Origin of the sequence: Komarekiella delphini-convector SJRDD-AB1 (assembly GCF_014831675.1) — a bacterium.
GTDB lineage: Bacteria > Cyanobacteriota > Cyanobacteriia > Cyanobacteriales > Nostocaceae > Komarekiella.
In genome coordinates this window covers 102035-123895 of sequence record NZ_VJXY01000008.1, presented here as the reverse complement: position 1 = coordinate 123895, position 21861 = coordinate 102035, and the positions used below count along the sequence as shown (strand labels likewise).

Below are 21861 nucleotides of genomic sequence, written 5' to 3'. Positions count from 1 at the left end.
ACACCACCAAACTCTATTCACCGACAAAAGAACCCGACCCTACTTGATTAAGTACTGAACTTATACCCCCTGCACTGACCAACGATCTGATACGCGCAGCCGAAGTGCCCAGCCCTGTGGGGCCGCTGAGCAGCCGCCCTTCTGCCGAACTATTACGCAATTCAAATTCCTTATAGCGGTCTACTGTTATATGCCACTTGAGCACGCCGCACATCCACTGCTGTAGTTTCTCGACGTATCCGTACAGTTTTTCGCGGGTATTTGCGTCCAGGTCGAAATCGTCGAAAAGGGCTGGCAGTTCGGTGGCAACAATGTGTTCAAACTGACGAGCACGAGAGGTCATCAGGTTGTTGACGACCTCGACGGCCTGCGGCAGATCGCAGTTGAGGAATTGCTGAACGACCAGCACGCCGTTATTGAGTTCGCCCTCGAATTCTATTTCTTTCTGATAAGAGAAGATGTCGTTAGTTAAACAGGCGAAGTCAGCAGCCGAATTATCCAGCTGGCGCATTGATCGCGTGCGGTAGATCTCCTGCGGGATCTCATCGCCCTGAGCTAATCGAGACAGGCTCATCGTCAGATCCGAACCAAACGTCTTACGGCGCATCTCAACATAATCTATCGGGTCTGGAATCCGATTTTGGATCTGGTTGGCGAGTTCCCATAACCAGCTTTCGGTCATGTCCGCGATCGCACGGCGGAACTGACCCCGCGCGTTTACAGACATGGGCCCAGCTGTGCGAGACCACAGGTCAGCCAAGCCGCATTCTACCGGGTTGGTCGGTAACGGGATGGGGGTGGAATCGAGAGGCATGAATGCTGACAGGCGGGCGTTGAACACTTTTGCACCTGCCATGTTGCGGCTGTGCCCGTAGAGCGCCGGGAAATAATCATCGGCGTATGTTCCCCAGACAAGCCAGCACGCTGTTAGATTCAGCTCAGGGCCAGACCCATTCGGATGGATCAACGCACCGCATAAGGCCACGTCTGCAACATCAAACTTGTGATCATCCCAGATGACGGCATCAGGAATGCCAGGTAATGAGTCCAGCATCCCCATCTGCCGCGCCCATTCCTTGGAATGCTGCCGCGCACCATCTAGATGGGGATTCAAACTTGTAGTGAACGGCATGTAAAACTTCGGCAGTGTCACCGGCCCCACAGGTTGGTATGGAACGTGAGTAAAGCTCTTGAACCTTCCCAAACCTAATGCGCTGTATAACGATCCAATACGCGCCGCCGATGTACCCAACCCAGTGGGGCCGCCCAGAAGTAGGGTGGATGTCGGTGAATTGTCCGCTCCCTTGTTCATGTAGCGGCTCGACCTCATATGCCACTCATGACCGCCCGACTGCCAGTCCTGAAGTCCTTTGATGTATAACAGAACGTTCATGCGAGCCACTGGGTCTAATCCGTATTCCTCAAATAGGGGGGGTAACTCGGTGATGGCGGTGTTGTCGAACTGCTGTAGCCGTGAGGTCAACAGTTCATTGGTCAAGTTAGCCGCCTCCTGGGTACTCACATTCAGGAATTGCTCAAAGACCAACACACAGTTGGCGTTCTCGCCTTCATCCTCTACTTCTCTCTGGTAGGAGAACAGGTCATTACGAAGATGCACCCCATCGGCAAATGTGTCCTTCAATACACGCATCGGTCGAGTTGTAGCGATTTCGGGCGGGATCTCAACAAACACGGCGTGTTCTATGAGATCCGCTGACCACGGGGCACCGCCAACCTTGCGGCGCATCTCAATATACTCAATGGGGTTGGCGACCCGATCCTGGCGGATATTGGAGAGTTCCCACAGAGACTCTTCCAGGAGGTTCTTGGTACTCTCGGAGAACCGGAGCCGCCAGGCCGCAGACTTGGTAAAGGCGGTGCGAGACCATAGATCTGCTAAGCCACGCTCTACGGGGTTTTTGGGTATTAGAGGTGTGTCGGTGGGGTACACTGGCATGAACGTCGGTAGTCTTGCGAGATACTCCTTTGCCCCAGCCATGTCTTGAGTACGCTTATAGATTTCAAGGAAGTGATCGTCGAAGAAGAATACCCAAACATACCAGTCGGTCACTAGGTCAAGCTCCGTCCCTGGAGCATCTGGATGGGTATACGAGCAAAGTAAGGCATAGTCGTGAGCATCGAATGTGCGTTCGTCCCAGATAGGGGAGCTTTCCGCTTCCTCTTGTGAGCCAAGTATCCCCATCTGGTAGGCCCACGCCTTGGAATGCACTCGCGCCGCTTCTAGGTTTGGATTCAGCCGCGCAGGCCAAGGCATGTAAAATTCTGGCAGTTCAAAGGGTTGCATGATCTGCGTGTAACCTCCTCTGGAGTCTTTTTGCTGTCTTTATTTCGTGGCTGAGCTGAGCACCGTTGCGGTTCACGATTATCCTCACCACCCCAGCTACGTCTCCACGCTTTGCTCGTGGTGGGTCGTGTCAAGGCGATAATATACGATGCTCCTAATCCAAATAACGAGCTATATACGTTTGATTTGAACTTCCTTATACAGGAAGATAAGGCTTTTGAAAAAGCTGTTTAAGTCATTACTTATTTCCGATGCTTACAGATGAATTTGTAGAAATTTCTTATGGTGTTCTCATAATTTTTCATAGTTATAGAAAAAAAGCAATATGTAGACTGAGACAGTTAAGTAAACAGTCGAATAATTAATTGAAGAATTAGAGAACAGTTAAGACAGTTAAGACAGTTAAGACAGTTAAGTAAACATTAAAATAATTAATTGAAGAATTAGAAGACAGTTAAGACAGTTAAGCAAATAGTTAGAACATTTAAGACAGTTATTAAACAATAATTACTAATTGTCAATATTTTGCAACTAATGTCGATTAACAGAAAATTTGTCATATTTAATGAATATTCTAGCGTTTGAGCAATTTTTGCACTACAATGTAATATAAGTAACCGAACTCACCTTAACCTACTTCTGGCAAGAAGGGCTACAGCACTGGCTCTCCAAAGCATTGATATGGCTTGTTTGTGGCAACTAAGGTCAGAAATGAAGTCCTGAAGTTGCTTACTTTAAGGTTTTTGAAAGTATTTTCTATCTGCTGCAAGGCGGCGATCGCTTGTTTTTGGTGAATAACTAGTTTTAAAATTGCCACTTCTTTGATTTTCGATAGGAGTGCGTAGACGCTCCACCTCCGGGCTTGTCGTGAGACATCGCTTTATCCAGTAATCTTTGTACCTTTAATATCACGGCTAATAAATATTGCTGCCTTGGATGCGCTATCACCCACTAACTGAGCTTGTTTGGTTAAGTAAACAGCATCAATCATCTACACCGTAGTGAAGCGGAAATTAATGGCTAGCGAGTAGATTGAGTAAAAAACTTTTACAAAAACCGACATTCTGCATAAAAAGGAAACGTAACTCTGAGTAATAGTTATCAGCGAAAAACTTTAAGCTCATCCCACCCCTAAAAGGGGATGGGATAACACGAAAGACAATTGACTGTTAACCGTCAATCGTCAACTGTCAACGCCCTAAAAAGGCATCTTTCATCACCTACCGAGAAGGAATGGGTTTTCCCGACGCCTTTTTATCAGTTTTGTAGTTTGCAGGCAGAGTCGAGAGAAATTCTGGATATAACCAAGTTTTATACAGAAAAATTATTGATATCCTTTAAATAAAGTAAATATACGTAATTTTTTGTATAAGAATATAGTGTATATTCCTGAATTCAGTAAAAATTAGAGTATTCAAATCGAATAGTCAAAGATTAAAAAAGAGGCAAAATGAACACAATTAAGCCGTTATCGCCACAGACAGCTCAAGAAACGCGCCAGTTTGTGCCCGATCGCGATCAGTATAAATTTGATCACGATATTCTAGCGCCGCTAGCTACCCTGCATCCAGTTATTCCACCGTTTCCAGTTCCGCCAGGCTACCCACGTGTACCTCAGTCTTCTACCTTATCACCTACCTACGTATTCACTCGGTCGTCGCTGCCTAATACCCTCGACCCTTTTGATGGACTGCAAGCCTTTGATGATTTTTTTCCCACGCAAGGTAAGCCAGAAGTCAGTAAGATTTATCAAAGCGATCGCTCTTTTGCTGAGCAGAGATTGGCTGGTGTAAATCCGATGGTGCTGCGGCGAATCATGCAGATTACACCTCATTCTTCGGTGACAAAAGAAGAACTCAAGGCGGCTTGTCCCAATTTGCGGCTAGATAACGCCCTAGCCAATGGCAATATTTACGTTGCTGATTACAGTGGACTCAGCTTTGTACAGGGTGGGACTTTTAAGGGTCAGAAAAAATACTTACCTACACCAATTGCATTTTTCTACTTTGATGAAACGAAAAAAGAATTAATCCCGATCGCAATTCAAGTGCAGCCGAAACGGGGTGGAGCGATTTTTACTCCCCAGGATAAACCCCTCGATTGGTTAGTAGCCAAGATGTGTGTTCAGGTAGCGGATGCCAACCACCACGAAATGAGTAGCCATCTGTGTTGGACACACTTTGTAATGGAGCCTTTTGCCATTTCCACCCCCCGCCAACTAGCCATTAACCATCCTGTACATTTACTACTAGCTCCTCATCTGCGTTTTCTCTTAGCAATTAACGATCAAGGCCGACAACTACTGATCAATCCTTACATCGAGGGTCAAGTGGGTGGTCACGTTGATCGAATTATGGCAGGCACATTAGAGGAATCTTATGGAATTGTCAAGAAAGCTTATTCTGAGTGGAGCTTAGATAAGTTTGCTTTCCCACAAGAAATCAAGAGTCGTGGACTGGAGGATGTGAAAAAACTGCCGAACTTCCCCTATCGGGATGATGGAATGTTGCTGTGGAATGCTATTAATAAGTTTGTGTCTGATTATCTCAAGTATTGCTATCCTACAGCCGCAGATATTCAGGGGGATAAGGAACTACAGGCTTGGGCAAAAGAACTAACCTCACCAGATGGCGGACGAGTTAAAGGAATGCCGAGTGCGATCGCCACAGTAGAGCAACTAATTGAGATTGTTACCAACGTTATTTTCACCTGTGGCCCACAGCACGCAGCAGTCAACTATTCACAATTCGACTACATGGCATATATTCCCAATATGCCCCAGGCTGCCTATGTCAGTATTACTGGTAAAGGCATGATTACAGATGAGAAAGCACTGATGAAGTTCCTCCCACCAAAGGATCAGGCAGAAGCTCAAATCAAAATTGTTAGTTACTTGTCTTTCTATCGACACGATCGCCTAGGCTATTATGACGAAGTGTTTAACCTCACCTTCCGCGGAACTCCAGTCAAAATGATGGTTCAGGAGTTCCAGCAGGAGTTGAATGAGATTGAGCAGCGGATTGATGCAATGAACCGACAACGGTTCGTACCTTATCCTTACCTCAAGCCTTCCTTAGTTCCAAATAGCTTTAGTGCTTGATGTCTGTGACTGGGCACTTAGCTTGACTAAGTTGTCTAACTCCTGCTGCATCTGGCTTCTGACTAGTTCGTAGCAGGCGTTAACATACTGGCGATCGCTAGCAGCTTCCCGCCCGTAGCGTTCAAATCTAATTGGGGGACAAACTCGCGTATATATAGGCACAGGCAATGGAATGTTAGGCAGTGGCCCAAGTGCTAATCCCCAAGGCAGCCCCAGATAAATAGGAAAGACTTCCGGGTCAATCCCCAATAGCCAAGGCATTCCCCATTCGTGGAGTTGCTGCACAATTTTGTAACAGTCAGCTAGTATAATCAGCGTATCGTGAGCACCCACGGAAATCACAGGCATAATTGGCACATTTTCCCGTAGTGCCAGCTTGATAAACCCCTGTCGTCCCGCAAAATAGATTTTGTGACGTAAATAATGCGGTCGGAAGACATCTTCGGCTCCACCAGGATAGACCAACAAACTAGCTCCAGAGCGCAAGGCCGCGTAAGCCATTTTAGGATGAGCTACAATTGCTCCAGTTTTAGCAACCAGTTGCGCTAGTGGCGGGCTAACCTGCCAAGCCTTGGGATGCATCAGACCGTAAATGGGTCGTTCTACACCAAATCGGCGGAACCAGTCATACATCATCATCACCATATCGGGAGCTGCGAGTCCCCCATTATGCGAACCAACAAATAGGACTTTTTCTTGAAGTGGAATATTCTCCCAGCCGCTAGTTTGAACTCGAAAATAGTAACGATATAAAAAGCCTAATAAGGGCATCAGAGATTTGATGAATTTTGGATCTCGCTTATCCAAAGACCAACCGGCTTTTTGGTTTAGGGGATGTTGTGTTTTTGACATCGAAGCATCTTAACAGGATTGCTAAAGGTCAAACAATCCTTTTTGTTCTAACTACAAGACAGTATATAAATTCTGCTACGTATAATTTAAATTATTTAACTTTTAGGTTGCCCATAACCAATCTTCAGCATCAAGTTTAATCTCTAGCTCCTTCAATGTGATTAAAAATACTAGAAAACCCAGCCCGGGTTTTCGGCTTTTAATCTCTGTGTCTTGGTATCTTTGTGGTTAGAAAGTGAATTTTGTAATTACAACGAAGGAATTTGAGTAAATTTTAAGTTGTCAATAAAGTAAATTTTGCTACATAGCAAATGCTGTATTAATAGATAAAACAATCTATACTTTTTCTCTGTAATGATTTGGCATTTTGGCAGATGATTATTATAGTATTTTGATATATTGCAGAAATTACCAAGATGTTTTTACTTGTTATACTAAGGGCGGGTTTAATCCCGTCTTTTTTGTTGTTGACTATTTGGCATATTGGCACAAAATTAAAATTTTTATGTGATATATTAATCGAAATTGTCGTGATGGACTTATGATTAAAACATTTAGCACGAGCTAAATCACTGTTCTTCTTGTTTATATCATTAGCCAGCCTTTCAATTTATTGAACTTTATTTTTGCGATTTTTTCCAGAGTCCAAGGTGTATTACTACTTTCAAGCTATCTAGACGGGATAAAATCCGTCTTTTATTTTGTCTACTAGCTAGAAAAATGGTTGGATGCGAGTTCTGGATGTAAAAATACTTGGAGTTGTGTGACTATTCTTAAAGGGTTTTATAAAGTAAAAAACTGCTGTGAGGTAGAATGAGCCGTGGAAGCTAATGCTCAGAACTACCGTTAAACCGAGGTAATATAACGCAACCCACAGATTTACAAGCATATTATAAATCAAAATTCTTAGCATCTAAATTATTGAGCCATAGCCTCTTTCTAGGTTATGGCTCAATAATTCTTTATGCTTTCAAATATCCAAAAATACTGGAGTAATGTCCTATCAGGTTTCAGAATATTTGCACACATCCTATAGGAAGATGACCTAGGAAAATAATCATGAGTAAATTAATTCGGGATGTTGTTATGCACTGGATTTATATATGAGGTTTGGTTCATCGCCAAACCTTTTTTATTTCTATTACTATTTCAAGACAGACATCGCTGCCATAAGACAAGCACATTTAATACGTACAGTTGTTAACAAAACTTATTTAAAATCATACTTTTGTTGTAATGTCAATGTAAAAACAAAATTAAAAACTAAAACTACTCCGCAGAATGCCAATAGTCACTGGGTCATTGTTTGGTGTATGACCAGGCTCTAGGATATGAATTATACCTGGTGTAATGCTAATGTTATCTGTTAGCTGGAAGCGATAAAATGCTTCAATTTGAGTAGTTGTTCCTGGTTGTCCTCCTGCTCGTCCCAAACCTGTATTCACAAAGTCAGGGACATTGTTCCCTACAGGTAAATCGCTACTGGTAATTTTAGGAGGTTGTCCGATATAAATTCCGCCCAAATTTCCCCTAGCAAACAAATCAGGAAAATTCAGAAATACCATATAATTTGTCGTCTCTACATTTCCCGATCGCCCTGGAATGTAAGACTTAGTATAACCACCCCATGCGCCTAAAGTAATGCGCGGTGAAATTTGCCAATTTACAGTAGCGCCAACAGCATTAGTTTGAAGAGGTGCTGACTTTCCAATATTAGAATTAACAGTAGTTAAGCATTCATCACCAACAAAAGTTAGTAAACAACCATCTGAAGAGTAATTGTTAACGTAATACAAACTCAGATCGATTGCATCCGTTGGTGTCAGTAGCAACTGTACGCCTGTAGTGGTGTTTCCGTCAAATAAACCGTTACGTATACCGGGATTACCGGGACTATAACTCGAATAAATTGCTTGTAAACTGGCGCGTTTAGCAAATTGCCAATCAATAGCTATACCACCGTGACCGTACCCCATATTTAAAATCGGGTTTCTTTGGGCAAAATAAGATAGTGGCCCTGTTGCAGCACTTTCTACCCGGTTTGGCCCTCGGAAGGCAGCCGGCATACTCACGCCTTCTGTTCCCACCATTACCGCTAAGTTGTCTGTCACCAGCCAGTGATAATTAAGGTCACTGATGATTAAGTTATCTGTAGGAAATTCGTAGCCAAGTAAAACATCATTTCGGGAAACACTATTGTTAAATCTAGGTGCACTAGTACCGTTACCCGATAAAAGACCTGTAAATAAGTAACTGCGGGGAGTAATTTGACTAGTTAAATACAGCTGCGCCAAGGATATAACATTAGTGTTTGTGCCTGCATCGTCTGTATCTTTTATTCCATCTCTGGGATTAACGTCACCACGATTGCTAGTCCGTCCTTGAACGCCAACGATGAGTAATCCGCTGAGTTTAGTTGTTGTTGAGAATCGATTCGCTTCAATTTCTGCGGTGCGGGCTTCTAAACTATCAACACGGCCCCGCAAAGTCGCTAATTCAGCAGCAAATTCTTCCTGTAGTTTTTGCAAAGTTGCTAAATCTTCGCGTGTGAGTAAATCAATAGTGGCTGTAGTAATTAGCTCATTGACTCTATCTAAGCAAGCATTTACACCAGCAGCAAATTCATACCTAGTTAAAGCGCGATTACCACGATAACTGCTGTCTGGATAACCCGCTATGCAACCATAGCGTTCTACTAAAGACTGTAATGCACCGAATGCCCAATCTGTGGGTTGTACATCCTTGAGTTGAGAAACCGATGTGACTTGTGCCATCGGTTCTTCTGTGATGGAGAGTGGGGGAGTGGCAAAGTAGGGGAACAATATAGCTTCTGACTCCTGAGTAATTTCCGTGTCAGTGTAATCCTGTGCTACTGCTTTTTGTGCAACTCCGTTCGCTCCCGCAACTAATAAACAGGCGAGCGTCCCAATGCAATGACTGCGGCGAATAAGTCTAGCTTTCAACTTTTTACACTCTGCTCACATACTTACGTGAAGAGTGTATTCTCGATTCTCTAGCGTCCACATGGGGAAATGTACGGATTTTGTACAAAATTAGACTTTATGCGTCTGGGCAACTTCTGAAAGCGCGAGTATAACAGGGTATTAGGTACTGAGGGACTGGGGACTGGGGATTAGGGACTGGGGAATAGGGATTAGGAAAGAGTTTTCCCCACGCCAATTACCCAATACCCAGTACCCAGTCCCCAGTCCCCAGTCCCCTTAAAAACACACTGGATTGATTGAGAACTACTATGGCAAATCGCTGGCGCAAGCTGACGCTAAAAGCTGCTAAACGAAATCAGCCACATGCAGGCACGACCAAAGATGTGGCTGAAAAACTCGATAAAAAGCCGAAAAAGCAAAATCGTCTATGGTCAACGCTAGCGATGCCTACGGCGGGCTGCGCCTACGCAATTCTGCTAAGCAGTGCTAGTTTAGTTATGGCTTTTGCTTGGATTAGCACTCTCTACATCTTCAATCCAAATCAGGTCAGTTGGCTGAATAAAGTTTTACCAGAATGGGCACAAATTCCCCTCGGTAACTACGAACGTCCCCATACTCTCGAAGATATCCAACTCAATCTGAGTAAGCAAAAACACATAGCTGGGGAAATCTTACCTTTAGATAAGGATGCAGAAATCTCGTTTTTACTGCCAGTTTTTCGACAACGTGCTAATTGTCAGTCTAATTGTCAAGAACTTGTTGAACTCAGGGTTTATCAACGCTCACAAGAGTCACAGTTTCAATCCCAGTCCGAAAAATATTACTATCTAGCAACTCAACTATCTGTAACAGGCCCAGAAGAATCCTTTGTATTGGATGCGACATCAGAGCAAGATACCAACTTTCCCCTACCTTTAACTGAAGTGAAACGCTTTGAAGGTGCTACATCACCAGGGGTTTGGTTTTCTTTACAAGGTCAGCGCCAACAAGGAAATAGAAAGTTTGCTTACGGTAACATCATATATTACAATCCAGAACGCACCAATTTACAGTCGATGTTGTCTTGGACAAGTCCCAAAGGACAACAGCCCAAATGGCAGCAGGTAACTGGTGATAAGCAAAAAGAGTTAGTGGTTGATCAAACAGTAGGATTAGAACCGCAGTTACAAGTTTATCAAGTCAAACCTGTCAAATTATTCCTCAAACCCCTTCAATTAGAAGCGATTACCCTCACCTCACCCGCCCTCAAAGATTCTGCGTACCAAAATGCCCTTTCAATTGCCCGTAGTGGACTATGGACACCAGCTTTTGAATGGCTGAAATTCATCCAAAAACAGCGAAGAGGAGTTTTACCAGAGGCGGCGCAAGCGCAAATGGATTTAATTCGCTTGCACTCCCAACTTACCAAAGCCCAAGCTCAAAAAAATTGGGCAAGTCCGAGTCAACAAGTATTAGCAGATTTGATTGATGGTCGCTGGGGGAAAGCTTTACAGGTGTTTGAAGCATCGCCTCATAATGCTCAAGAAATTGCCACCTTACTGAAAGCCGATGAAGGACGGTTGTGGAATCGCACAGTTGCAGCGTTGCGCGTGAATCCAAATAGGTCGGAAGTACAAGCTTGGGGAGCATTAATTTTAGCAGTTCAACGGGGGCGAGAACATGCTAATTCCTGGTTGAGCGCCCAACCACAAATCAAAAAAGATACTCTCGCATATATTCAAGGTCTGTTAGCAAGAGTTAGTAGTGAGGTAAAAAAGTCACAAACCCTTTCTACTCACCCTAGTCAGATTATTGGTTCGGTGCAACCAATCACTCAAGTCACTAGCGCCGAGTGGCTACAACTAAATTCCACAGCAGATATACAACTCACAGACAACCAATGGTATCAGGTGGAAGTAAGTGCATTTCATGACGGTAAACGCTGGCTAAATTCACCATTTAATAACTTAAAGCCTCCTAAAACTTCCGCAGCTAAATTTTTTTGGCAAACTTTGGGTATTAGTTCTGACCCTGGAATTCAAATAGTTGTCTGGCTACCCAATGGAGAACAGCAAACAAATACCGCCATTATCAAAGCAGTGCAATTACGAGGTGGAGTTTTGCGCCTATTAGCTACTAGCGTCACAATTCCAGAGAATCAAAATAATGGTCTTCAACCCAGACCCCTAGCTATGACAAATACAGCGCTGGAATGGGTGCAACCATCTCCAATCACTATAGAGGCACTGTATCAACAAGATCCCCAAAAGGTAAAGACAATTTTACCAAGTGTGTGGCGTTCCTTACAACAGTCAGGTGATCTTTCCACTGAGGCTATTCCTAGCTTTGAGCAGATGCAAGAAAAATTGAGTTTTTGGCCTGTTCAATTGATTAATTTAACAAATAATGCTAAGCCGGAAACAGTATTAACTATCTCAGAAGCATCAATAGCATTTTTGAATCAGGCTGTACCTGGGATTCATGGGGAAAAAGAGCAATCACGTCCCCGGAGTTTAATTTTGTCTGATACTGGTAAAGTAATTTATACGGATTTTACCGAAAATTCCCAGCAAGTATTGACAGCGATCGCTAAACTTTCAGACACGCATTCCCTAGCTTTACTAGTGGAAAATGCTAATAACTATAGTCTGAAGCGCTGGTCAGACAAAAACCAGCGTTTTGAATAGCAACTCTCTTGTTAAAATTCAAAGTCGAGAGATGCTAGCGATCGCTGTCCGAAACAACTTACATTATTCTTGGCTAACACCATCTAGACGTTGGTGCTTCAAGTTTTGCAACTGCTCTAGCAAAGAATCTATCTCTGCTTGCAGATGCATAAGTTTAGCTTGCTGGTCATCTTGGTAATAAGACTTGCTCAACTTGCTAGCCCAGAGAGCCTGAGACTCACGGTTATAAACACTTGGTGAACAGGTAGACATCACTTATTTAAATCCACAACTTAACTCACACCATTAGAGATAATATAATAATGTAAATTTAACCTTTATGAAAATATTGTATAATTTTAATCATTTAGTCTAATAAGTTTTAGATTCTCTTATAAAAGACTGCAATTTTGATACTCGTGTTCCAATCAAAAGACTGGGAAACAAGGTAGACAAGGGGACAATGTAAATAAATAATTAATCCCCATTGCCCCTTATCCCCAGAGGGGCCCCGAGTTTCCCAGTCCCCAGTCCCCAATCCCCAGTACCCAATCTTTAAAAATCCCGTGACTTTGAGCCTGTCTGCTGCTAAATCTTATCGCCAACCTTGGCCTGGACTGATAGAAGCCTATCGTGAATACTTGCCTGTTAGCGAAAAAACGCCTGTTGTCACTTTGTTCGAGGGTAACACGCCTCTAATACCAGTACCGGCGATCGCAGAGCGCATTGGTAGACAAGTACGTGTATTTGTCAAATACGATGGTCTCAATCCTACGGGTAGCTTCAAAGACCGGGGAATGACAATGGCAATTTCCAAAGCCAAGGAAGCAGGAGCAAAAGCAGTAATTTGTGCTAGCACAGGCAACACCTCAGCCGCCGCCGCCGCTTATGCTAGGCGTGGTGGGATGAGTGCCTTTGTCCTGATTCCTGATGGCTATGTAGCATTGGGCAAATTAGCTCAGGCTTTGCTGTATGGGGCGGAGGTTCTGGCAATTAAAGGTAATTTTGACCAAGCGCTAGAAATTGTCCGTGAGATGGCAGAAAGCTATCCAGTAACTTTGGTGAATTCAGTCAATCCCTACCGCTTAGAAGGGCAGAAAACAGCAGCATTTGAAATTGTTGATGTGCTCGGCGAAGTTCCAGACTGGCTGTGTATTCCTGTGGGGAATGCGGGAAATATCACAGCATATTGGATGGGCTTTTGTCAATATCATCAAGCCGGAAAGTGCGATCGCCTACCCCGAATGATGGGGTTCCAAGCCGCAGGTGCAGCCCCCTTAGTCACTGGTAAGCCAGTGGCGCACCCCGAAACCTTAGCGACAGCAATTCGCATTGGCAACCCGGCTAGCTGGGAGTTGGCGATCGCAGCCCAATCAGCCAGTATGGGAAGTTTCCACGCCGTCACCGATGCAGAAATTCTCGATGCTTATCGACTTTTGGCATCATCTGAAGGCATCTTTTGCGAACCCGCTAGCGCTGCTTCTGTAGCCGGCTTATTGCAGGTAAAAGACCAAGTTCCCACCGGGGCGACAGTAGTTTGTGTCCTCACGGGCAATGGTTTAAAAGACCCAGATACAGCAATTAAACACAATCAAAGTCTATTTAAACAGGGTATCGCGGCTGAACTAGGAGCAGTAGCCGAGGCAATGGGATTTTAAGAGTGGTGAGTACTGAGTAGTTAGGGCTTTCGGTTATGAAGCCACACATGAGTGATCAAAGATTTTAGAAGTGCTCATCACTTGAGTTAGACTTGACCGAACTATCCTCAAATAGCTAACTATCCCCTAATAAGACCATTTCTTGCAAGAGAAATATTCCCATGTTCTACCTGGTTTGTTTTGGCGTCCAGCCAAATGCCAATCCCAAGAACTACTTGCATCAAAGCCCGCTTTACAACGATAGTGTCCTTGTCCAAATAATACTTGCGTTTCTTGTCCCCCAGATAGAGATTGTTGTTCCTCTGTAGATAACTCTGCAAGTAAATCGGTGGTGAACATTTGATGTGACATAATTAATGACCTCACTGACTAGATAGATTGTTTAGCGTTGTCGCTATTACTAAATAACGAATATCAAACGCAAAATATTCCAAAATTAGTAAAATACTAAAAGATTTTTGAGATATTCAAAATACAGCTACTATGCTTTATAGTCTTTCTGAAAGAAAGTAACTTTAACTACCAGGAATTATTCTATTAAATCTAGAGAAATGTGGTTGTGCAATAGTCATATATCAAAGTTATTCAGTTAATGAACTCCAAACAACCGTTTATAGTAGTCGAAGTATAGGTTAGGACAATGTTGATTGCTCAAAGCCTTGTAGACGCGAAGCGGCTTCCCGTAGGGTATTTATATAGGCTAAACCATAGCTATCCGCGCTTCAGAACTCAGTACGGGCTAAATTATAGCTATCCGCTGTAAGCGCAGCCATGCCCGCAAGGCTTTACAGCACTCTGCTATAAATAGCGTCATTTCAATCCTAACTCATTCGTCTATGTGTGCGGTTGTATTTAAGATCACATTCACTGAGTATATTTAACTAGATTAGAAATCGCTGTGAGCAATTCCTCTGGCGCTACAGGTTTGGCGATGTGCTGTTGAAACCCTGCTGCTAGTGTCTCCTGCTGATCAATTTCACTCGCATAAGCAGTCAGGGCGATCGCAGGAATCTGTTGTCTTCCTTCTTTTGCCTCTAAAGCTCGCACCTCTTTTATCAGCATATAGCCGTTCATTTCTGGCATCCCTATATCGCTGAGCAAGATATCTGGTTTTGACTGTGCTAGAGCTTGTAATGCTTCATCTGCTGATGCTACTGCGGTTACAAGTGCGCCAAACTCCTCAAGCACAAAGCTGAAAAAGTCACGGGTATCAGCATTGTCATCCACAAGCAGGATTTGTATACCTGTGAGCGGGGCAGAAGCAGTAGTCTCAGTTAAAACAGTGTTCGTTTCATCCTTGATGATTGCGCTGTCCTTGAGCAAGGGTAGCTGAACTGTGAAGATCGATCCTTGCTCCTCACCTGGACTTTGGGCCCACACTGTTCCACCATGCATCTCAACCAAGTGACGGACTAGGGCTAAACCTAACCCTAATCCACCAAACTTTCTGGTTGTCGTACTGTCGCCTTGATAAAAATATTCAAACACATGAGGTAGAAAGTCAGGGCTGATGCCCTTACCATTGTCACTCACGGTAATTTGAGCTTGAGCGTCAACACACTCCAATAGCACATTTACTTGTCCGCCACTAGGTGTGAACTTGACGGCATTCGATAGCAGATTCCAGAGGACTTGTTGTAAGCGAGCACAATCACCCAAAACTTGCCCAACCGACGGATCTAGCATCGTTTGAATTTGAATGGTTTTCGCCTCTGCCGCTAAGCGCACTGTCTCCATTGCGGCCTCAATAGTCGATGCCAGATCGACTGCTGTCATGTTGAGGTTGATTTTACCTTGGAGAATGCGAGAAACATCTAACAAGTCTTCAATTAGCTGAGCTTGTAATTTAGCATTGCGCTCAATGGTTTCCAGTGCTTTATTGAGAGCTGTTTCATCAAATTTACGACTTTGCAACAGTTTTGACCAACCTAAGATCGGATTTAGGGGCGATCGCAACTCGTGAGAAAGGACTGCTAAAAACTCATCTTTGATTCGGTTTGCGGCTTCTGCTTCTGCTCGTGCTGTTCGCTCAAGTTGCAAGAGGCGATCGCGTTCTGACTCGGTTCGCTTACGATCTGTGATATCAGTTAGCATGGCGATCGCACCTAAGAATTCACCCTGCTCACTCCAAATTGCTCTAGCAGAAATCAGTGTCCAGATGTACGAACCATCCTTGCAGCGCAATCGGCCTTCTTTAAGATCATTCCCTTCTTGCTTGAGCCACTCAAGTTTCTGTTGGGCAATCACACCATCAGTCTGATCCATAAAATCAAATATGGCACGACCGAACATCTCTTCTGCCGTATAGCCCAACATCTCAAAGATCCGCTGATTCACAAACTCTGTTCGTGCTTGAGAATCAATCATCCAGATTCCTTCATAAGAGGTATCAACAATTCTGCGATACCTGGCTTCACTCTTCTGTAAAGAATCCTCTGCTCGCTGGCGTTCACAACGCTCTTGGGCTTCCCGCAATGCTCGTTGTACTGAAGGAACCAACCGCCCTAGTCTTTGCTTCAACACATAATCGGTTGCACCATTCTTCAGGGCTTCGATCGCCAATTCTTCACCCAACGCCGCAGAGACAAAGATGAAAGGCACATCTGGACAATGATTGCGAGCAATTTCCAGTGCAGAAATCCCATCAAACGATGGTAGGGCATAATCGGCAAGAATTAAATCAAAAGCCTTTGTTTCCAGTGCCGCCAAGAAGTCAGCACTGGTTTCAACACGTACGAGTTCGCAATCAATTCCTCCTTCTGTTAGTGTCGCTTGGGCAAGCTCTGCATCCAACAAACTGTCTTCCAACAGAAGGAAACGCAGGACACCCATCACTTGTTCTCCGGCTGACGATGAGGTACAGGAGGTAGAGCCCCAAGGGGTGGCTGATTGATCACTGCCCAAAATAATCCCACACCTCTAATCGCATCAACAAACTCATGGTAATCTACAGGCTTGACTACATAAGCATTGACGCCTAACTCGTAGCATCGAGATAAGTCTGGTTCTTCGCGGGAAGAAGTCAGTACTACAATGGGAATCACCCGCATTTTGGGATCAGATTTAAGTCTTGCTAGCACTTCTAACCCATCGATTTTAGGTAGCTTCAAATCGAGCAGCACTACAACAGGATACCCCTCCATTCGTAACCGAAATAATCCCCGGCGATAGAGATAATCTAATGCTTCCTCACCATCACGTACTACGACTACTTCGTTAGCGAGATGGTTTTCCGAAAGGGCAGTCAGGATTAATTCTGCATCATTGGCACTGTCTTCAATCAACAGAATTCGCTTGAGTTCCTTCATTCACTCTCCTTTTTTATTAACTTGGGCAGTGAGAAATAAAATGTGGCTCCGTTGTTAACCACACTCTCTGCCCAAACTCGACCATTATGCCGATGAATAATCCGCTGCACATTTGCCAATCCTACACCTGTACCTTCAAATTCTAGGTCACTATGTAGGCGTTGAAATACGCCAAACAGTTTGTGGACATATTGCATATTAAAACCAACGCCGTTATCTTGCACAAAAAAGATAACTTCGTTTTCATGGTTGGTACTGCCAATAGTAATTTCTGCTATGGTGCGAGTCAGGGTATATTTAATTGCATTGCCAATCAGATTGCGAAGGACGAGCCGGAGCATTGAAGGGTCGCCCTGCACCTCTGGCAATGGTGCGATGTGCCAATGGATTGTGCGTCCTTTTGTCTCAGTGACTAAATCGCGTTTGACTTCTCGCACTAGTTGATCCATATTCAGGGTAATAGAACGCATCTCGCTGCGTCCCATCCGAGAAAAAGTCAGTAATTCATCGATTAGTATACCTGCCTGTTTGGCGGTTTGGGCGATCGTCCGTAAATAACGCTGACTTGTTTCATCTAAGCTGGTTGAACTCAGCCGCTTTTGCAGCAATTCCACAAATCCGGCGATATGGCGAAACGGTGCTCGCAGATCGTGAGAAACTGAATAGGAGAAGGATTCTAGTTCCTGATTGGCAGCTTCTAGTTGGGCTGTGCGTTCTATGATGCCTTGCTCTAGGATTTCGTTGAGTTGTTGCAAGGTGATTTCGGCAAGCTTGCGATCGGTGATGTCGAGCGCAGTTCCAATTAACTCAAGCGATCGCCGAGATACTCCCTCTCCCTCGAACTGTGCCTGTCCGTAAGCCGACACCCACCGCTTGGTTCCGTCGGGCCACACAAGCCGATATTCAATTTCGTAAGCACCCGACAACTTGGGATCAAGTGCAGTGTTGACAGCACTCGCTACGCGTTCTCGGTCGTCAGGGTGTATGCGCTCCATGATCATTGGTAGAGGAATAATCACTGCGTCATTAGGCTCGCCCCAGATTTCGCACATTCGCTCATCGAACTTAACGAGGTTTGTGCTAGGGTTGTAGGCCCAAGTACCGAGCCGACCCACCTTGATGGCAAGTTGTGTGCGCTCCTCGCTTTGCCGCAATGCCTCCTCAGCTAGTTTGCGCTCAGAAATGTCGGCGATTAATCCCAGCATCCGCACTGCTTCCCCTTGAGTATTATGATAAATATGCCCACGTGCCCAAATCCAGCGTAATTCTCCATCAACACGGCGAATACGGCATTCAAAATTCCAAATATTGTTATTAGTGAGGGCTATCCGAAACTTGGCATCAACTAGAGCGCGATCTTCAGGTACAACGTGCTCCAGAAACATTTTATAAGTCCATTCGGGTAGGAGAGACTCGTAACCAAAGATTTGATCATGTCGCAGGGAACGATGAGCAGTTTGGTTGCTTAAATTTAGATCCCAATCGCCTAATTCTGCAGTTTGCAGCGCAAAGCTTAAGCGCTCCTTGCTCTCGCGTAATGCCTCCTCAGCTAGCTTGCGATCGTGAATATCAACACACGAGCCGATATAGCCGAGGAACTTCCCCGTTGATGCAAACCGCGGCACACCAGCATCCAAAATCCAACGATATTCGCCATCAAAATGTCTAAGGCGATACTCCATTTGAAAATTTTGTCGGGCATCAAAGGCATTAATGTATGTATCTAAGTAACGCTGAAAGTCATCGGGATGAATGCCTTGAGTCCATCCATTCCCCATCTCTTGCTCTAAAGTCCGTCCGGTAAAGTCTAGCCAAGGTTGATTGAAGTAATTATAGAGTTTGTCAGTGCCAGACATCCAGACCAGCACGGGAGCGGTATCTGTCATTTGGCGAAAACGGGCTTCACTTTCACGCAATGCAGCTTCGGCCTGTTTGCGTTCGGTAATATCAGTAACTAACCCTACAAACCCTTCCACGATTCCTTGAGTGTTCAAACGAGGAATATACGTAGCACTTACGTAGCGTGATCCACCATCTATGTAAGGCACTTGGCTTTCAAAGGTAACTTGCTGTCCTGCTAATACCTGCTCTACGTAAGGACGAATCCCTGTATAAGCAGATTCACCCAAAACCTCCCAAATATACTTGCCATAAACCTCTGTTGCCGAATGCCCAAACCATACCTCGTACTCTCGGTTATTGAAGCGGTAACGTTGTTCTGAATCTACAAAGGATATGAGGACTGGTAAGGCGTTTGTGATCAGGCTAAGTTCTGCTTCTCGTTGGCGTAGCGCCTCCTCTGCTTGCTTGCGTTCGGTAATGTCACGAAAGAAAATTCCTAGCCCCTCTTTAGAAGGGTAGGCATGAATCTCAAACCAGGTATCATAATCAGGCGGTGAGTAGTAGTGGTGTTCAAAGTGGACAGGAACCTGCTCTGCTATTGCCCGTCGATACTGGCGCTCTACGTTAGTGCCAACTGATGCAGGCCACTCCTCCCAATGGATCTTGCCGATTACCTCGGTTCGCGGCTTGCCGTTGAGCCGCTCAGCCTGTGTATTCTGATACATGACTCGCCAATTTGGATCAAGGGCAACGAACGCATCAGTCATCCTCTCCAGAATGTGATTGATTTGGTTATAAGCTGATTCAGCTTCTTGTTGTGCCGCCTCGCTAGCAGCTCGTAATGTCTGTTCACGAAGGGTTGCTGCTTGTCGTATCCGAGCTAGCTTTAGAGTTGCTTCAACTCGTACCAAAAGTTCACGCGCAGAGAACGGCTTGATCAAATAATCATCAGCTCTGGCTTCTAACCCCTCAATGCGAGACTCCTCTCCAGCACGAGCAGAAAGCAAAATGATGGGTAATTCTCTCGTTTGTGGGTCGGCTCGGAGCTGACGCAGCAACTCGAAACCATCAAGCCCTGGCATCATCACATCACTTAGAATCAGATCAGGTCGTTGTATCTGAGCAGCAGCCAGGGCCGCGATCCCATCAGCAACCGCCTCAACTTCATACCGTTGGCTCAACAGTCGTTTTAGATAGTCACGCATGTCAGCGTTATCTTCAACCAAGAGAATTCGTGCAGATTCACCTACAGGCAAAGAACTAATTTGCCCCCCTGCCCCCCTGCTCCCCTGCTCCCCCTCCTCTTCTCCAGGTAGCCAACGTAATGCTTCCTCAACATAGGGAGCCGCACCTATTGCGGTTGAGTATGGGACGATACGTTCAGTAGATCTGGTGCGTAGCGCATCGCTGGGCAGATGGGCAAATCCTGTGGGTAGCGACACGGTAAACCGGGTTCCTTGGTCTACAATGCTGTTGACCTGAATGTTGCCTCCATGCAGTTTCACTAACTCCTGAACCAACGATAATCCAATCCCTGACCCTTCATAAGTCCGCCCACGCGCACCCTGCACTTGATAAAATCGCTCAAACAGACGCGGAAGTTCGATCGCTGTAATGCCAATACCCGTATCCCTAATTTCTAATTCAACGTGATTACCACCCCAACGCAGTACCACTTCAATTTCTCCCTCAAAGGTAAACTTGAAGGCGTTGGAAAGTAGATTGAGGACAATCTTCTCCCACATTTCGCGGTCTACATACACTCTTTCGGGCAGAGGTGGACAATTGACTAAAAGCCGTAGCCCAGCTTGTTCAATGGCGGAGCGAAAAACGCTGGCTAACTCTGCTGTCAGCATTGCCAAGTCTGTTGGTTCGTAAACTGCCTGCACCCGTCCAGCTTCAATGCGGGAAAAAGCAAGGAGGGTGTTGACCAGTTTGAGCAAACGTAATCCATTACGCTGCACCATCTCCAATTTTTCCCGCTCCCCTGGCTGGAGTCCTGAATCGTTAGCTAAGGTTTCTGCTAACGGGCCCAGCATTAGGGTTAGCGGCGTGCGAAATTCATGACTGACATTACTGAAGAAAGCAGTTTTAGCTCGATCAAGTTCTGCTAAGGCTTCGGCTCGTTTGCGTTCCTCTTCGTAGGCACTGGCGTTAGCGATCGCTGTAGCAACGTTACTGGCAACCAGCTCAAAAAAACCTCGATATTCATGATCAAACTCCAGGCGAGGGCTAATACCAAGGACAAGCAACGCCGCTAACTGCTCTTTTTGACCTGCTTGAGCGATGGGCAAGACGATCGCTGAACGCGGTGATTCTTCCCAGGCTCCACCCGGTAGCTCACCAAATTGGTTCGTTAACTGATCAATAACTACTGCTTGTGCAGTTGTTTTCACCTGTGCCAGCTGCCAGGGGTCAGTTTTCTGAGTTAAGTCAACCTGTTGAGGACTGCTAAATGTGCCCGCTTCCAGCCCCACTGTTCCCACAAGGTGAGCTTCGTCGCCATCATTCTCTACTAAATACAGTAACGCAAAGGGAATATCGTAAGGATTTGTTGCCAGAGTTGTGCTAGCAATGTGACAAGCTTTCTCAACCGACTTTGCTTCCACAGTGCTAGCAGCCAGTTCCCGTAATGTGCTCAAACGCCGCTCACCAATCACCCGTCGAGTGGTTTCAGTGACAGCCGTAAACGCTCCTCCCACTTCTCCTGTTTCTAAGAAAATGGGGCTATAAGAGTAAGTAAAGTAGGCTTCTTCGACATAGCCGTAGCGATCAACCAATAGCAACATATCATCAGACCAGGTTGCCTGCCCGGTTGTCAACACGCTTTCAAGCTGCACGCCAATAATGTCCCAAATCTCAGCCCAAATTTCTTTACCAGGGCGTCCTAGTGCCTGTGGATGTTTAGTACCCAAAATCGGTTGCCAAGCATCGTTGTAAAGCAATACTAATTCTTTGCTCCACCAAATCACCATCGGAAAGCGAGAATTCAGACAAATGCTTAGAGCAGTTTTCAGGCTTGATGACCAGTTTTCAACTGCACCGAGCGGTAATTGCGACCAGTCGAGCGATCGCATGAGCGCCCCCATCTCACCACCTCTTGCAAAGAGATCGTTGGAATTTGCTGCCTTCGCTTCAGTCATCTAAATCTCGACTCCGCTTCCAGAAAATATTTGTCTACCATACTGAGTGCTGAGTTATGAGTG

General features: G+C 45.1%; 12 protein-coding genes. 3 read left to right on the top strand and 9 right to left on the bottom strand.

Annotated elements, in window-relative coordinates; genetic code table 11:
* Positions 1–13 precede the first annotated feature (13 nt).
* Both FNW02_RS09950 and FNW02_RS09945 read right to left on the bottom strand, forming a co-directional pair.
* The gene (locus FNW02_RS09950; protein ID WP_191757382.1) at positions 14–2305 is read right to left on the bottom strand and encodes a family 2 encapsulin nanocompartment cargo protein terpene cyclase; all 2292 of its coding nucleotides are present in this window, start codon (positions 2303–2305) and stop codon (positions 14–16) included.
* A gap of 652 nt (positions 2306–2957) precedes the next feature.
* Positions 2958–3122, bottom strand: coding sequence for a hypothetical protein (locus tag FNW02_RS09945; RefSeq protein WP_191757381.1), 165 nt, complete (start codon positions 3120–3122; stop codon positions 2958–2960).
* Between the two features lie 633 nt (positions 3123–3755).
* On the opposite strand from FNW02_RS09945, the gene FNW02_RS09940 reads away from it, so the two are divergent.
* On the top strand, positions 3756–5405 hold the full coding sequence (locus FNW02_RS09940; RefSeq protein WP_191757380.1) for a lipoxygenase family protein: 1650 nt from the start codon (positions 3756–3758) through the stop codon (positions 5403–5405).
* On the opposite strand, the gene FNW02_RS09935 is transcribed toward FNW02_RS09940, so the two are convergent.
* Both FNW02_RS09935 and FNW02_RS09930 read right to left on the bottom strand, forming a co-directional pair.
* Complete coding sequence (locus FNW02_RS09935; protein ID WP_191757379.1) at positions 5379–6257, bottom strand: lysophospholipid acyltransferase family protein; 879 nt, start codon at positions 6255–6257, stop codon at positions 5379–5381. The two genes, FNW02_RS09940 and FNW02_RS09935, sit on opposite strands and share 27 nt — an antisense overlap.
* A 1256-nt stretch (positions 6258–7513) precedes the next feature.
* Complete coding sequence (locus FNW02_RS09930) at positions 7514–9220, bottom strand: iron uptake porin (protein WP_225225555.1); 1707 nt, start codon at positions 9218–9220, stop codon at positions 7514–7516.
* Positions 9221–9510: 290 nt separating this feature from the next.
* On the opposite strand from FNW02_RS09930, the gene FNW02_RS09925 reads away from it, so the two are divergent.
* On the top strand, positions 9511–11868 hold the full coding sequence (locus FNW02_RS09925; RefSeq protein WP_191757378.1) for a hypothetical protein: 2358 nt from the start codon (positions 9511–9513) through the stop codon (positions 11866–11868).
* Between the two features lie 63 nt (positions 11869–11931).
* On the opposite strand, the gene FNW02_RS09920 is transcribed toward FNW02_RS09925, so the two are convergent.
* Complete coding sequence (locus tag FNW02_RS09920) at positions 11932–12120, bottom strand: hypothetical protein (RefSeq protein ID WP_162398779.1); 189 nt, start codon at positions 12118–12120, stop codon at positions 11932–11934.
* Positions 12121–12413: 293 nt separating this feature from the next.
* On the opposite strand from FNW02_RS09920, the gene thrC reads away from it, so the two are divergent.
* Positions 12414–13505, top strand: coding sequence for a threonine synthase (thrC, locus tag FNW02_RS09915; RefSeq protein WP_191757377.1), 1092 nt, complete (start codon positions 12414–12416; stop codon positions 13503–13505).
* A gap of 126 nt (positions 13506–13631) precedes the next feature.
* On the opposite strand, the gene FNW02_RS09910 is transcribed toward thrC, so the two are convergent.
* From FNW02_RS09910 to FNW02_RS09895, 4 genes are all read right to left on the bottom strand, one after another.
* Positions 13632–13856 carry a hypothetical protein gene (locus FNW02_RS09910; protein ID WP_191757376.1) on the bottom strand — a complete coding sequence of 75 codons (225 nt, stop codon included), beginning with the start codon at positions 13854–13856 and terminating at the stop codon, positions 13632–13634.
* 513 nt (positions 13857–14369) lie between these two features.
* Entirely contained in the window at positions 14370–16337 is a 1968-nt protein-coding gene (locus FNW02_RS09905) for a hybrid sensor histidine kinase/response regulator (RefSeq protein ID WP_191757375.1), read from the bottom strand.
* Positions 16337–16813 carry a response regulator gene (locus FNW02_RS09900; RefSeq protein WP_191757374.1) on the bottom strand — a complete coding sequence of 159 codons (477 nt, stop codon included), beginning with the start codon at positions 16811–16813 and terminating at the stop codon, positions 16337–16339. The genes FNW02_RS09905 and FNW02_RS09900 overlap by 1 nt, the downstream gene beginning before the upstream one ends.
* Positions 16810–21798 (bottom strand): PAS domain S-box protein, encoded by a 4989-nt coding sequence (locus FNW02_RS09895; RefSeq protein WP_191757373.1) that lies wholly within the window; start codon positions 21796–21798, stop codon positions 16810–16812. Before FNW02_RS09895 ends, FNW02_RS09900 begins: the two co-directional genes overlap by 4 nt.
* Between the last annotated feature and the right edge of the window lie 63 nt (positions 21799–21861).